13 protein-coding genes are annotated in these 14,421 nt (G+C 62.3%); 5 read left to right on the top strand and 8 right to left on the bottom strand.

The window, feature by feature from the left end:
- Positions 1-65 precede the first annotated feature (65 nt).
- From proB to HMPREF1249_RS07720, 5 genes are all read left to right on the top strand, one after another.
- Positions 66-1,223, top strand: a complete 1,158-nt coding sequence (gene proB / locus HMPREF1249_RS07700) for a glutamate 5-kinase (RefSeq protein ID WP_021776103.1) — start codon at positions 66-68, stop codon at positions 1,221-1,223.
- The gene (locus HMPREF1249_RS07705) at positions 1,220-2,461 is read left to right on the top strand and encodes a glutamate-5-semialdehyde dehydrogenase (RefSeq protein ID WP_021776106.1); all 1,242 of its coding nucleotides are present in this window, start codon (positions 1,220-1,222) and stop codon (positions 2,459-2,461) included. Before proB ends, HMPREF1249_RS07705 begins: the two co-directional genes overlap by 4 nt.
- Positions 2,458-3,423 (top strand): D-alanine--D-alanine ligase family protein, encoded by a 966-nt coding sequence (locus HMPREF1249_RS07710; RefSeq protein WP_008520229.1) that lies wholly within the window; start codon positions 2,458-2,460, stop codon positions 3,421-3,423. The genes HMPREF1249_RS07705 and HMPREF1249_RS07710 overlap by 4 nt, the downstream gene beginning before the upstream one ends.
- Before the next feature lie 77 nt (positions 3,424-3,500).
- Positions 3,501-4,493, top strand: a complete 993-nt coding sequence (gene argF / locus HMPREF1249_RS07715) for an ornithine carbamoyltransferase (RefSeq protein ID WP_008520235.1) — start codon at positions 3,501-3,503, stop codon at positions 4,491-4,493.
- A gap of 481 nt (positions 4,494-4,974) precedes the next feature.
- Entirely contained in the window at positions 4,975-6,462 is a 1,488-nt protein-coding gene (locus HMPREF1249_RS07720; RefSeq protein ID WP_008522537.1) for an S-layer homology domain-containing protein, read from the top strand.
- Positions 6,463-6,954: 492 nt separating this feature from the next.
- On the opposite strand, the gene HMPREF1249_RS07725 is transcribed toward HMPREF1249_RS07720, so the two are convergent.
- From HMPREF1249_RS07725 to HMPREF1249_RS07760, 8 genes are all read right to left on the bottom strand, one after another.
- Positions 6,955-7,317, bottom strand: a complete 363-nt coding sequence (locus HMPREF1249_RS07725; protein ID WP_008520248.1) for a VOC family protein — start codon at positions 7,315-7,317, stop codon at positions 6,955-6,957.
- Between the two features lie 5 nt (positions 7,318-7,322).
- Positions 7,323-8,162: a metal ABC transporter permease gene (locus HMPREF1249_RS07730; RefSeq protein ID WP_008520249.1), complete on the bottom strand. Its 840-nt coding sequence runs from the start codon at positions 8,160-8,162 to the stop codon at positions 7,323-7,325.
- Positions 8,159-8,884 (bottom strand): metal ABC transporter ATP-binding protein, encoded by a 726-nt coding sequence (locus HMPREF1249_RS07735; protein WP_008520250.1) that lies wholly within the window; start codon positions 8,882-8,884, stop codon positions 8,159-8,161. The genes HMPREF1249_RS07730 and HMPREF1249_RS07735 overlap by 4 nt, the downstream gene beginning before the upstream one ends.
- Positions 8,881-9,975 carry a metal ABC transporter solute-binding protein, Zn/Mn family gene (locus tag HMPREF1249_RS07740; RefSeq protein ID WP_155801388.1) on the bottom strand — a complete coding sequence of 365 codons (1,095 nt, stop codon included), beginning with the start codon at positions 9,973-9,975 and terminating at the stop codon, positions 8,881-8,883. The genes HMPREF1249_RS07735 and HMPREF1249_RS07740 overlap by 4 nt, the downstream gene beginning before the upstream one ends.
- 146 nt (positions 9,976-10,121) lie before the next feature.
- Positions 10,122-11,396, bottom strand: a complete 1,275-nt coding sequence (locus tag HMPREF1249_RS07745) for an ABC transporter permease (RefSeq protein WP_008520252.1) — start codon at positions 11,394-11,396, stop codon at positions 10,122-10,124.
- A 4-nt stretch (positions 11,397-11,400) separates the two neighbouring features.
- Positions 11,401-12,081, bottom strand: a complete 681-nt coding sequence (locus HMPREF1249_RS07750) for an ABC transporter ATP-binding protein (protein ID WP_008520253.1) — start codon at positions 12,079-12,081, stop codon at positions 11,401-11,403.
- On the bottom strand, positions 12,078-12,551 hold the full coding sequence (locus tag HMPREF1249_RS07755; protein WP_008520254.1) for a hypothetical protein: 474 nt from the start codon (positions 12,549-12,551) through the stop codon (positions 12,078-12,080). Before HMPREF1249_RS07755 ends, HMPREF1249_RS07750 begins: the two co-directional genes overlap by 4 nt.
- A gap of 3 nt (positions 12,552-12,554) precedes the next feature.
- A complete protein-coding gene (locus tag HMPREF1249_RS07760; RefSeq protein WP_021776112.1) occupies positions 12,555-14,294 on the bottom strand; it encodes an alkaline phosphatase in 1,740 nt (579 codons plus the stop codon).
- Between the last annotated feature and the right edge of the window lie 127 nt (positions 14,295-14,421).

Here is a 14,421-nt window from a genome sequence, read left to right on the forward strand (position 1 = left end):
GAGCCGGCTCTTTTTTTCTTTCACGTCAAAACGGGGTTTTGAACCGATCAAGGAGGAAACGCCATATGAACCGAGCAACGTTGAAAAATTGCCGGCGGATCGTCGTCAAGGTGGGAACCAGCACGATTACCCATCCGAACGGCACGCTGAACCTGCGCCGAATGGAACGCATCGCCCGGAGCCTTGCAGACTTGCGGAATCAGGGGCGGGAAGTCATACTCGTCTCGTCGGGAGCCGTCGGCGCCGGCATGGGAAGGGTTGGCCTGGCGGTTAAGCCCGCCAGCCTGCCGGTCCGCCAAGCCTTGGCGGCCATCGGCCAAGGGCTCGTCGTCGGGGAGTACGAAAAGCTCTTCGGCGAGTACGGCCACACGGCGGCTCAGGTGCTGGTCACCCGCGACGCCTTCGGCGACCGGTCTCGGTACCTGAACATCTGCCACACCTTCCGCGCCCTGCTGGAACTGGGCGCTGTGCCGGTCGTCAACGAGAACGACACTGTTGCCGTCGACGAGATCAAATTCGGCGACAACGACACCCTCTCGGCGCTCGTCGCCTGCGCCGCCGGAGCCGACCTGCTGATTATTCTGTCGGACATCGACGGCCTGTACACCGCCGACCCGCGGCTCGACCCGTCGGCCAAGCTGATTCACCAAGTAGAGACGATCTGCCAGAAAATCCGCGACGGCTCGGGCTCGAAGGGGAGCAACGCGTCAAGCGGCGGCATGTTCACCAAACTGGCTGCCGCCGACATAGTCCGCTCCGCCGGAATTCCCTTGGTTATCGCCAAGGGAAGCGAAGACGGCGTCCTGTACCGAATTTTGGACGGCGAAGAACTGGGCACGCTCTTCCTTCCGGCCCCGACGCCCGAGCGGGCCAGAAAAGGCTGGATCGCGTGGGGCGACGTGCCTCACGGGCGAGTGACCGTTGACGCCGGAGCCGCTGCCGCGCTTTGCTTAAAAGGCGGCAGCCTGCTGCCGTCGGGCGTCACCGGCGTGTCAGGCGACTTCGGAGCCGGGCGCGTCGTCAGCGTCTGCGGCCCGTCGGGAGAGGAAATAGCCCGCGGGCTGGTTAACTACGACTCCCGCAGCCTAGCGAAAATCGCCGGCTGTCAGACCGACCAGATCGAAAGCCTGTTGGGCGCCAAAGACTACGACGAAGTCATGCACCGGGACAACATGCTCGTCCGGCCCGTCGCGAACGGGCCAGAAAGGGGAAAAGACGAATGAGCTCGTTGGACGAACTCTGCCTTGCCGCTCGCGACGCCGCGCGCCTCTTGGCCTGCTCGTCGTCGCGCCAGCGCGACGGCGCCCTGTCAGCCGGAGCGGCCGCTCTGAGGCGGGACGCTTGGAAAATACTCGAGGCGAACCGGCGCGACGTCGCCGCCGCCGAGGCCGCCCGCCTGTCAGCTGCGATGATCGAGCGGCTGACGCTGAACGACCGGCGGGTCGAAGACATGGCCCGCGGGCTGGAAGCGGTCGCCGCTCTGCCGGACCCGCTCGGCGGAGGAACTGAAGCCTTCCGAACGCCCGACGGACTGGAAATTCAAAAAATCCGCGTCCCGCTGGGCGTCGTCGCCATGATCTACGAGTCCCGGCCCAACGTCACGGCCGACGCCGCCGCCATGTGCGTCAAGTCGGGCAACGCCGCAGTCCTTCGCGGCGGGAGCGAAGCGGCCCATTCCAACCGTCAGATTGCCGAAAGTCTGACTGGCGCGTTCGGTGCTGCCGGCCTGCCGGCCGGTTCCGTCAGCCTGTACGTCGAGCCGGGGCGGGAGGCTGCCCGCGCGCTCTTGGCCCGAAGTGACTTTGACCTGCTCATTCCCCGCGGCGGGAAGAACCTGAAAGAGGAAGTCCGAAACTTAGCCCGTTCGCCCTACGTCATGACCGGCATGGGACTGTGCCACCTGTACTTGGACGCCTCGGCGGACTGCCGAATGGCCGTTGACATCGCCGTCAACGCCAAAACGCAGCGGCCTTCCACCTGCAACTCCATCGAAACCCTTTTGATTCACAAAGACGCCCTGACTCGGCTGCTGCCGCCGGTCGCCTCGGCCCTGCGGGAAAGGGGAGTACGCCTTCTGGGCGACGAGCGGGCCCGAAGCGTCGTGCCCATGGACCAAGCGACGGAAGAGGACTGGGAGACCGAATACCTCGACCTCGTCCTCTCGATTAAGACCGTTGACTCGCTGGACGACGCGCTGGACCACATCAGCCGGTACGGCTCAGGCCACAGCGAAGCGATCGTCACGGAAAGCTATGAAGCTTCCCAGCGGTTTCTGCGCCAGGTCGACGCCGCGGCGGTCTACGTCAACGCGTCCACCCGGTTTACCGACGGCGGCGTCTTCGGCCTCGGCGGCGAAATGGGCATCAGCACCCAAAAACTTCACGCCCGCGGCCCGCTGGGCATACTGCAGCTCACCAGCACCAAATACATCGTTCGCGGAGAAGGACAGGTGAGATCATGAGCGAACTTCAAAAAATCGTCGTCCTGTACGGCGGAAACAGCCCGGAACGGGAAGTCTCTCTCGTCAGCGGCCAAGCGGTTGAAAAAGCGCTGAAAAGCGCCGGATACGAAACCGAACTGATCGACCTGACCGGGCCGGAAAAAGTCTTTGAGGCCCTGAAAACGCCCTGCGACCTCTTCTTCCCGGTCCTTCACGGCTCGTGGGGCGAAGACGGCCGGCTTCAAGCTGCCCTTGACCTGAGCGGTCGGCCGTACGTCGGTTCCGGCCCCCTAGCCAGTGGCCTCTGCATGGACAAATGGGCCAGCAAAGCCCTGTTCGACCGGGCGGGCCTTCACACCCCCAAAGGCGTGCTGGTGAGGCAGAAAGACGGAACCGGCGACCTTCCCGGCCTGCTCCGCGCGCTGGAACGGTACGGAAAACTGATCGTCAAGCCCAACTGCGGCGGCAGCACGGTCGCCACGTCTGTCGTCTCCTGCTCGGAAGAGCTCCTTCCCGCGCTGAACGCCGCGTGGGAGCAGAAGAGCGGCGGCGCGCTGGTGGAAGAGTTTATTCCCGGCCGGGAGCTCACCGTCGCCATGTGGGACTCAGGCTCCGGCCCTGAGGCCCTTCCAGCGGTCGAAATCCTTCCAGCGTCGGGGTTCTACGACTACCAGGCCAAGTACACCGACGGCGCCAGCCGGTACGAATCGCCAGCCCGGCTGAGCGGCGAAGAAGCCCGCGCCCTCTCCGAAGCCGCCGTCGCCGCGTGGCGTGCCGTTGGCCTTAGGGACTACGGCCGGGCCGACTTCCGCTTGCCCCCGGACGGGGAGCCGGTCCTGCTCGAAATCAACACCGCGCCGGGCATGACGTCTCACAGCCTCGTCCCCATGGCCGCAAAAAGTGCCGGAATGGAACTGCCCGACTTCCTGAGCCGGCTCGCCCGTCGGGCGTGGAGCCGCGACGTCGGGCGGCCCCGCGCCTGAAGCGCCGGAATCGTGTACAATATCAGCGGTCATATGGCCTTTCAAGGCCAAAACACAAACGTAGGAGCGTGAGCACTGTGGGAAAAAACCTTCGCGGACGCAGCTTCCTGAAACTGCTGGACTTCACTTCTGAGGACATTCGGTACCTGCTCGACCTGTCGAAAGAGTTCAAAGCCCTCAAGGCGGCCGGCGTGCCGCACCGTCATCTGGCGGGAAAGAACATCGTCTTGTTGTTTGAGAAAACGTCAACCCGCACCAGATGTTCGTTTGAAGTCGCCGGGCGCGACCTGGGCATGGGCGTCACCTACCTCGACCCCGGCTCCTCCCAGATGGGCAAAAAAGAGTCCATCGAAGACACAGCCAAAGTGCTTGGCCGCCTCTACGACGGCATCGAATACCGCGGCTTCAGCCAAGAACTGGTTGAGACCCTCGCCAGAGAGTCCGGCGTGCCGGTGTGGAACGGCCTGACAGACCTGTTCCACCCCACCCAAATGCTCGCCGACCTGCTCACGATCGAAGAAAAACTCGGCGCCCTCAAAGGCGTCAACTTCGTCTACATGGGCGACGGCCGCAACAACGTCGCCAACTCTCTGATGATCGCCTGCGCCAAAATGGGCGTCAACTACACCTGCTGCGCCCCCGAAAGCCTGTTCCCCGCCCCGGACCTCGTCAAAGCCGCCCAAGAAGTCGCCCAAGGGACCGGCAGCACCGTGACCCTCACCAGCGACGTCGTCAAAGGAACGACCGGCGCCGACGTGTTCTACACCGACATCTGGGTCTCCATGGGCGAGCCCGACTCGGCGTGGAAAACGCGAATCGAACTGTTAAAACCCTATCAGGTGAATGAACAGGCCATCTCCCGCGGCTCCCGCCGCGCCATCTTCATGCATTGCCTGCCGTCCTTCCACGACCTCAAGACGACCATCGGACAGGAAATCCACGAAAAATTCGGCTTAACCGAAATGGAAGTGACCGATCAGGTCTTCAGCAGCAGCCGCTCCGTCGTCTTCGACGAGGCGGAAAACCGGATGCACACTATCAAAGCCGTCATGTACGCCACGCTGGCGTAGCGGCGCTGAACCAGCCAAACGCCGCCCGTGGACGGCCAACCCATCAGGGCGGCCTGTCGATATGGCTCCAGCCGCAAAAGCGGCTGGAGCCATTTTCCCCTGCCAGCGCTGACGCCCGTTCAGCTGTCCGGCGGCGCGGCGAAAATCGTCCCAATGTGAGAACGCCCGCCCGCGGCGCGGAAACGGCCGCTAAAACAAGAGGAACCGACGGCCTGAGGAAGGGGGCGGCCGCAAGCCGCTTGGCGCCCTTTTTCGGCGAGATAGTAAGTATTATTTCGTATCTTTGAAGCGTAAATGGCCGGATACGTTTGACAAATCGATGAGGAATGTTAGACTGTGCCACAGAGCGGCAGTCCGCATGAGCGGACGCAGGAACTGACAACAGTGACGGTAGGCGGAGGAAACGAGGAAACTCCTGCATAACCGGCTGATGGCGTTCCGCCGACTCGAAGAGTCAAAGGTTTATCAGGAGGAATGTAACATGAGCATGAAGAAAATGCTTGCAGTTGTCGCCGCCGCAGCGTGCGTGGCCTTCGCGGCCCCGGCTTTCGCGGCCAACCCGTTCTCCGACGTGCCGATGCACCACTGGGCATATGACGCGGTGGAGCAGCTGGCTGCCCACGGCGTTGTCGAAGGGTATCCGGATGGCACCTTCAAGGGCAACAAGCCCATCACCCGTTACGAGATGGCCATGATGATCGCCCGCGCGATGAACAAGGGCGGCCTGGCCGGTGAAGATGCCGATACGCTGAAAAAGCTGATGGTCGAGTTCAAGGACGAGCTGGATAACCTGGGCGTCCGCGTCGACGGCCTTGAGGGCCGCGTCGCCGACCTGGAGAAGAACAGCAACGGCTGGAAGTTCTGGGGCCAGCTGCGTCTTGACTACAAGGATTTGAAAGATCACGATGCTCGGGACGGCATTGCTATGACCCGGTATCGCTTATGGCTGCAGAAGAAGGTTGACGACCACATCACTTTCACCGGCAGATGGGGCGGCGAAAACGCAGTGTTTGAGCGGTTCTACTTCGACGTCACCGACTTCTTCGGCATGGACTTCCGGGCCGGGCAGTTTGACTTCGACTGGGAAGACGACGACGGCCTGTACACCGATAACGATGCAACCGCTGGCGACTTCCTCATTCAGGGTTACCAGCTGAGCCGGAACTTCGGCGCCCTTGAGGCCACTCTTCTGGCCGGTCGCACTCATGACTGGGATTCTGGTTTCCTGGGTATTAATTTTTACGACGACCCGAGCGACTACGTGTACGGAGCTCGCCTGAAATACAGCGGCGAGAAGTTCTGGGTTAGCGCCAACGCTCTGCGGTTTGATCCTGAAGATCAGTTCGATGACGGAATGGGCCAGAACGGCTACAAGGTCAGCTATTACTGGCTCGGTGCTGGCTTCAAATTCGCCGATGGCTTCGAGCTGAAGGGCGCTTACTACTTCCAAGATCAGGATTTCAACAGCACCACCTTCCTGCCGGCTGGCTATGATGACTCCCCGAATGCTTGGAAGGTCATTTTGGATATCGACGAGAACGTGCTGAAGTTCACCAGTCTGTGGCTGGAGTACGCCCAGTTCGATCCGTCCTTCCTGACCACCCAGGACGGCCCGTACGACAACTATGCGTTCAGCATTACTCCTCGTCTGCGTGCTCTGGCGGGAGCCGACGTCGTTCCCAGTGCCATTGGTGTGGATAGCACGGACATCAAGGTGTTCTACGCTAAGGCTGAGCAGCCTTGGACGGAAAAGTTCAGCACCTTTGAGCGCTTTGTGCTCGCCAAGGATGCTGATTGGAACGCTAGCATGGCCAAGACCATTGACGTGACTAACTGGTCCGTTGGCATCGCCTACAAATACGCTCCGAGCCTGAAGTTTGAGCTGGTTTACGACGACGTCAACTACGAGAGCGGTAGCAAGCTGGACGACGATCACCTGATCCGGTTCCGCACGCAGCTGTCCTTCTAATTCTCTGACAGCACACGTGTTATTCACGAACAGCCCCGAGGTATTGCCTCGGGGCTGTTTTTTTGCGCCCTTTCCGTTCTCTTGTCCGGGCGGGCGGCCAAAAGCGCGGCCGCTTGGGCTAAGTCCCGATGAAGCGCCGTCTCGGAAGTCAAAGCGAAAGCGCGCGGCGAAAAAACCGCCTTTTCGGCGAACGGACTTTGAACCCGTCGGCCCCGTGGCTGGGGAAAAATGCTGAACGAAGGCGGAGGCGATTTCAGCAGGCCTTTACAGGGTTATTCCTCAGTTGGGATTGCACTTGTCCCCTTGTGACGGGTAATCGTGGACAAGCCGCCGTGCGGGCTTCGGTTAAGGGCGGGCCGATGAAAAGCAAGCGGAAAAGCCTTTGACCGTTAGGCCTTGAACGCGCCGTTCCCGCCCTAGCAGTTTGTGTCCGCTTGGCTCTTGAAACGAAGAACTCCCCCGAAGGCGTCTTCGGGGGAGTTTTATTTGCTCTTAAAAGGTTGGTGGGAGAATTTCAATCCAGTAGCCGTCGGGATCTTGAATGAAGTAGATGCCCATCGCCTCGTTTTCGCAGCAGATCCAGCCGTTCTTGGCGTGGAAGGCGTGGGACGCTTGGAAGTCGTCGGTTCGGAAGGCGAGGTGAAATTCCCCTTCGCCCAAGTCGTACGGCTCGGTTCGGTCGTGAAGCCACGTGAGTTCCAGCTGAAACGGGCTGGTGGGGCTTCCCATGTAGACGATGGTGAAGTCGGCCCCTTCAATTCGCCGTTGCTCGGTCAGGCCGATCGCTTTCTCGTAAAAGTCCATGCTTCGTTTCAGGTCAAGGACGTTGAAGTTGACGTGGATTGGCGTGTACATCTTTTTTACCTCCAGAGTGAGCGCCCGCCGCTCGGTCGTTTGTGGCGGGAACGGAAGATGAGCAGGTCGGCTGCCTGAGCGGCGCAGGCGACGGCGATGATGGCCGGGCCAGCAGTGAGGTCGAACCGATAGGAGAACCACAGTCCGGCGACACTGAACGCCGCGCCGAGAACCACCGACAGCCCCATGATCCCGGCGAGGCTTCGGGCGTGCCGTTCGGCGATGTAGGGCGGAATGGTGAACAGGGCGATGACGAGGATCAGCCCGACGACCCGAATGATGGCGACGACGGCCAGCGACGCGGCGGCGACTGTGAGGCAGTGGTACGTCCGCACCGCGAGCCCCCGCGTGGCGGCGAACGTCTCGTCAAACAAGAAGGCCTCCAGCTGGTGATACCGCAGGGCGGCGAAGGCGAGCAGAAGAACGCTCAGTCCGCCGAGCAAAAAGAGTTCGCCCGAGCTGACGGTGAGGATTGAGCCGAATAGGTAGCTCATCACGTCGGCGCCGTAGCCGGGCGTGAGGTCGTTGAAGATCAGGCCGACTGCCATGCCGGCGGACCAAAGAATACCCATCAGGGTGTCGGACCGATCGGACCTCTCCCAGCTGAGCCGGGCGGCTAAGCCTGCCAAGAGGAGCGTGAAGGCATAGGCGCCGCCCCGGGGCGGCAGGCCGAGAAAGCGGGCCAATCCGATGCCGCCGAAGGCGCCGTGGGCGATGCCCCCAACCAGCATGACCTGCCGGCGAATCACGACGACCGGGCCGAGCAGGCCGCAGACGAGGCTGCTCAGCAGGGCGGCAAACAGGGCGTGGCGGAGAAATTGATAGGTGATGAGGGCCTGAATCATAGGCTGTCCTTTCGGTTGGCGGGCGGCGTTTCGACCTGACGGGCGAAGAGCCGGGAATAGCCGGCGGGGAAGTCCGACGGGCTGTAGGCCGTGACGCCCGAATCGACGAACAGAATTTGTCCCGCGCAGTCCGGCACCGTTTCTAAGTCGTGGCTGACCATGACGACTGTGGCTTGGCGGCTTGCCTTTTCGAGACACTCCATGACGAGCCGACGGCCCGCCGGGTCGACGCTTGCCAGTGGCTCGTCAAGGAGCATGAGCCGAGGGCGGGACGCGAGAGCCCGGGCGATCAGTCCCCGCTGACGCTGGCCGATGGAAAGCTCGCCGAAGGGCCAGCGGCTCAGGTCCTGCAGGCCGACCAGCTCGAGCGCTTCGTCGGCGGCTTCCCGGTCCTCTCGGGTCCAGCGGGCGGCGCGGGGGTTCAGGCGGCCCATCAGGACGACGGACGACAGGGAGATGGGCAGGGCGGCGGTGGCTGTGACGTCCTGCGGGACGTAGCCAACCGGCTGGCCGCGGCCGGGGGGCTCTTCATAAACGGAAACCACCCCTGATTGAGGGGTGGTAAATCCGAGCAGTAATTTAAGGAGGGTGGTCTTTCCGCCCCCGTTGGGGCCGACTAAAACGCAGAACTGTCGGTCCGGAATGGAGAGCGTCAGGTCGGTAAAGACGGTTTTACCCGGGTAGCCGAACGTGACGCCCTCGAGTCGGATCGAGTCGGTCATTTCACGCCGTTGGCGATGGCCTGCGCGGCGGAGATGAGCGAATCTTCCCAGTTCGGAGCCAGCGGGTCAACTGTGACCATCGGCACGCCCAAGGACTTGGCGACGACAGAAGCCGACTGGGTGGAGAACTGAGGCTCGACGATCAGGGCCTTGACGCCCTGAGACTTGGCGAAGTCGGTGATCTTGGCGAGGGTCTGAGGACCCGGCTCCTTGCCTTCGACTTCAATGGGAACCTGAATCAGGCCGTAGTCCCTGGCAAAGTATCCCCACGCGGGGTGGAAGGTGAGGAACGCCTTGCCCTTGGCGTTTTTCAGGATATCAGCCAGTTTGCTGTCCAGTTCGGCGGCAGAGGCGGCGAACTTCTCCTGGTTGGCCTTAAAGGTCTCGGCCTGATCGGGGAGTAGCTCGCTCAACGTCTTGCAGATCAGCTCAGACTCAGGAACCGCGCACTTTGCAGAAAGCCACAGGTGCGGATCCGGCTGGCCGTCGTGGTGATGGTGGTGGTGATGATGTCCTTCCTCGTGGCCGCACTCGCAGGCGTCGTGGTGACAGTCGCTGTCGTGGCAGTCATGGCAGCCCTCGTCGTGGCAGGCCTTGTCATGGCCGTCCTTGTCCTGACCGCAGGTGCAGCTGTCGTGATGGCCGTCCTTATCATGATGACAGTCTTTGTCGCCGTGGTGGGCATCCTTATCGTGGCACTCGTGGCAGTTCTCGTCGTGGCATTCTTCGGCCTCGTCCTCAATCTCGAGGGCGGTCTTCATGGCGACCGGCTCGACGACGCTGGCCAGAGGGACGACTTTCAGGTCCGGGGCGACGGCCTTGACCCGGTCAAGCTGACTGGCTTCCAGCGGCATGCCGACGGTGAACCACACCTTGGCGCTGCTGGCTGCCTGAACCTGGGAGGGCTTGGGCTCGTAGCTGTGCGGGTCGGCTCCCTGAGGCACCATGACAGTGACGGCGACCGCGTCCCCGCCAATTTTCTCCACCAGCTCTTTTTGGGGCAGGGTGGTAACCAACACGCCAATCGGGTCCGCCCAAGCGGCCGTGGCGGCGAAAACGGAAATCAATGCGGCTACTGCACGTGAAATCACAAATATCACCTCGCAAAAAAGATACCGCTCCTCGGAGCGTGTCACGATTATATTATCATTGTGTTATTTTCGTCATAGGTATCTTTACGTGATTGCTTTAGGGCGCGAAAAAAGCCGCCGAGAATCGGCGGCTTCACTGATGGAAGCTACAGCGACGAGGTGCCGAGGAGTTTTTCCATCGGGGCTCGGCCCATGGCCAGAGCGGGCAGGGCGGAAACGGCGACGCCGGCGAGGAGGGCGGCGGCGACGGCCCCGGCTTCATAGCCAGTGAGCGGCGCGGTCAAGGTCAGGGCTGTCTTTTGGCTGAGGGAGCTGAACAGCAGCCACAGTCCGGCTCGTCCGACGATCCAGCCGGTCAGGAGACCGGTGCAGATGGTGACCGCTCCTTCGACCCAGCCGACGGCGAAGAGCGTTCGGGCCGGCAGGCCGAGGGCGCGAAGCAGCGTGTACTCGTTCTTTCGGGACGAGCCGGACCAGAAGAGGATCAGCAGGGACGTGACGGTCGTGACGGCTAGGACCGACCAGACGACTACCGAAAGAATTTCCTCGCTTCGTCCCATGGCGGAAAAGAGCCGGACGATCACCTGAGAGGGGAAAACGACCTGTCCGTCGTTTCGCTTGATAAAGCTCTGGGCGAGGGCGTAGGCGGCGCCGAGCGATTTTGGCTCTATCAGCACGGCGGTGACGTCGCCTGAGGTCGGCACGTCGTGATGTGCCTCTTCTGCTTCTTCCGCCTCTTCGTCATGATGGTCTTCGCCGCCTTCGTGTTCTCCGTGGCCTTCGTGGGCGGCCCAAATCGATTCCATCGGGGTGAATATGGCCCGGTCGTACGGGCCGCCGACGGGTGCGGCAATGCCGGTGACGGTGTAAACCTGATGGTGCTGGTGACCTCCGGCGGTCATGCCATGGGTCGTCTTGAATGTGTCGCCGATCTTGAGGCCGGTAAGCTGGGCTGCGGCCGCGCCGACCAGAGCCTCATAGGGCTTTTGAAAGGCGCGCCCTTCTTTCATTTGGAGCCAGAGGGGCGAGGAGGCCCCGCCGGTCCGAATGGTGAAGACCGTTTGGTCTGTGCCGACGACCGGACAGCCGAGGTACGAGTCGCCGAAGCCGAGGGGCGTGGCGGTTTTGACGCGCCGGTCCTTCTGGAGCTCGTGCCACAGGTCCCCGGAGATGTTGCCCAGCGGCGCGTCTTGGAGGAAGATGCTGTTCGTCGTGAGCTGGTACTGGCTTCCCTTCGCTCCGACCAGCAGGCTGAACGGCTCGACGGCCCGCGCGAGGCCGTCCTGAAGGCCTGAAACGGCCAAGAAGAGGAAGCTTGCCAACGCGCTTCCCAGCGCGAGGGCCAACGCGAGGGTGAAGAACTGAAGAGGGCGGGAGAACACGTGGCGGCAGGCGACCCGAACGACTGAAAAACCGCTCATTCTCTCACCTCCGCGGGCCGTCCTTCGAGAGGACGAGACGGCGGGGAAAACGGCTCAACAGGTTCTCATCGTGGCTTGCGACGACGAGGGCGCTCCCTTTGCCGCACAGCTCGGTCAGACAATCGAGGACGGTCTGGCTGTTCGGGCCGTCAAGGCTGGCGGTCGGCTCGTCGGCCAGAATGAGTTCTGGGTCCGAGATGAGCGCTCTGGCGATGGCCGCGCGCTGGCTTTCGCCAAGGCTGAGGGCCCGCGGCTTGAGCCGGCGCTTGTCGCTTAGTCCCAGCCGATCTAAAAGCTCGGCGCCGCGCTTTTTCGCCTGCTCGCGCGGGACGCCGGCGATTTGTCCGGCGATGAGCAGGTTCTCTTCCACCGAGAAGTCGGGCAGCAGGTTCATGATCTGAAAGACGTATCCCACGTGGGCGGCGCGCCACGCTTCGGTCTGGGGCGTTCCGGCCAGCAGGGAGCTTCCGTCGGCCTGAACGGCCCCGGCCGTTGGGCGGTACAGGCCGGCGAGAATGTGAAGCAGGGTGGACTTTCCCGACCCGCTGGGGCCGGCGAGGGCGAGCCGGTCGCCGCGGCCCAGCTCAAACGAGACGGGGCGAAGTCCGGCGACGGTTTCGCCGCCGGCGCGGTAGTTTTTCGTCACGCCGGAAACGCGAAGGAAGGGCGTTTGTGAGGGTGTCATTCTAAGGCCTCCATTTGGTTAGCGTAAATTCGGACAAGGCTGATGAAGCCGGTCTCTTCGTCCATGGCGTTGCCCAGCTCGAGACGGCCGGTGACTTTGATCTGTTGGTCGAACGGCAGGGCGCGGGCCGGCTTGGACAAATAAACGAGCACGATGTTGTCAGGCCAGTCGGCGTCGGACGAGCAGAACGGGCAGATGGACATGGGGACTTTCGTCAGCACGAAGAACCGAAGGGACGGTTTGAGCGGCGGGGCCATGAACCCCTGCATGCTGACGGTTTTTCCGTTCAGCGCCTGCGCTTTGGGGGAGAGCTCCAGCCCGAGGGACGAGGCGCCCGAGTACACTTGAGAAAACTCGAGGAGCCCTCCGCTCTCCTGAGAAAAAGCGCCGGACGCGAGACCGGCAGAAAGGAAAAAAAGGCAGAGGAGCGAAAGAACTCCTCTGCCGAAAAGGTTCTGAAACCGAACCATGCATTACCGTCCGGCAGTCGCTTTGACGCCCAGAGCTCTCATGATGCCGTAGAACACCTCGGTGTTGTCCATGACGCCCTTGAAGTACTCGGCGCCGCGTCCGGCAGCGGACAGAGGCACGTCGTCGGCCGCGTGGACTTCCTGCGGGTCGCCTTCCGGAATGTCACCGGAGATCATTCGGCCGTTCGGGTTGCGTTCCTTGTTGGCCCGGGCAACTTTCCCGTCCATCACGGCCGGGTCGGTGGGGCGGGGAAGGAAGCGGTAGTTCTCGTAGTGGTCGGGGAAGTTGGCATACTGGACGGCCAGCGTGACGTCCGGGTCCGGATTGTCGGGGAAGCCGTCGCCGTTCGCGTCGGAGAAGGTGGGGAAGCCCGCGTCGGCGTATGTTCTGACGGCGTTCCGTCCCGTCTTGCCGTCGCGCTCGTGGTACGTGCCGGTAATGCTGATACCGTGGCTGTGGTCGGCGGTGCAGATGATCAGCGTGTCGCCGTGCTCCTTGGCGAACTGGCGGCCCAGCTCGATCGCCTTGTCGAACTCGATGGTGTCGTAGGCGGCCCGCTGCCAGTCCATGGTGTGAATCTGCTTGTCGATGCAGGCGCCTTCGACCATGAGGAAGAAGCCGTTCTTGTTCTTGCTCAGTCGGTCCAACGCGGCAGCGGTCATTTCCATCAGGTTGGGCTGATCGGTGAAGTGGCCCAGCACTTCCGGGTCCTTGAGGATTTCCCGGTCGATGTAGACGTTCATGTGGTTCATCGCGAACAAGCCAAGAATCTTGTCGCCGCCAGCCTTCGCCAGTTCTTTTCTGTTGCCCGCGAAGGCGTAGCCGGCCTTCTTAAACTCTTCGACCAAGTTTCTGTCGTCGGTTCGCTTGGAACCGGCGGTCGATTTGGGGAGGAAGTACCGGGCGCCGCCGCCTAAGACGACGTCGGCTTTCAGCATTTCAGTCGCGACGTAGTTCTGTTCGGCCCGCCGGCGGGTGTGGGAGACGAACGCCGCCGGGGTCGCGTCGGTGACGCTGGCGGTGGTGACCAGTCCGATGGACATGCCTTTGGCACGCCGAAGAATTTCGGCCAAGTCTTCGACCTTCGGGTCGTCCATCGGGTCCGGCGTGGCGTTCTCGTACACGCCCATGGCGTTGACGACCGACTTGTGGCCGGTGGCGTAGGCCGACGCGCTGTTGGCCGAGTCGGTGACCAGCGAGTCGTAGCCGGAGGTGGTCAGCAGCGCCGTGCCGTCGGTCAGCTGCTCCATGCTGAGCAGACCGTTGTACTTGCCTTCGGTAATGCCTTTGGAAAGGATTCGGGCGATCTGGCGGCTCTGAAGGCCCATGCCGTCGCCGATGTAGAGAATGACGTTCTTGACCGGCTTCTTGATGGACTCCTGAACGACGGTGTAGTGCTTGACGGCCTGATAGGTCTTGCCGCCGGATCGGGCTGAGGCGCTGACCGTGACGTCTCCGGGCTTGGCGAACGTCACACCGTCGGCCCGCAGGCTGGACAGTTCGTCGGACGCGGTGAAGCCCGGCTTCTCTCCGAAGAACTCGGCGATCGGCTGGCCGTTGACCGTCACGTCGATGGCGTCGGCTTTCGCGCCCCGGAGCTCGCACTCGAAGTCAAACTTCTGTCCGGCCCAGAACTTGGCCCGGTCGATGGGCAAAACGACGAGTTCCGGCTCAGAGGCCCCGGCGACAGAAGCCGTCAGCACCGCCGCCAGAGCGGACAACATGAGAAAACGAATTTTCACTTACAGCACCTCCGCGTGAATGATTGTTTTTCTAAGCTGTTTTTATCCTACGGCGGCGGCGTTGCGGGGAGCTGACAAAAACATTACATTCCTGTTACGGCCCGACGAAAAAGGGCGCCGCAGTTTT

Origin of the sequence: Jonquetella sp. BV3C21, assembly GCF_000468895.1 — a bacterium.
GTDB classification, from domain to species: Bacteria; Synergistota; Synergistia; order Synergistales; family Dethiosulfovibrionaceae; genus Jonquetella; species Jonquetella anthropi.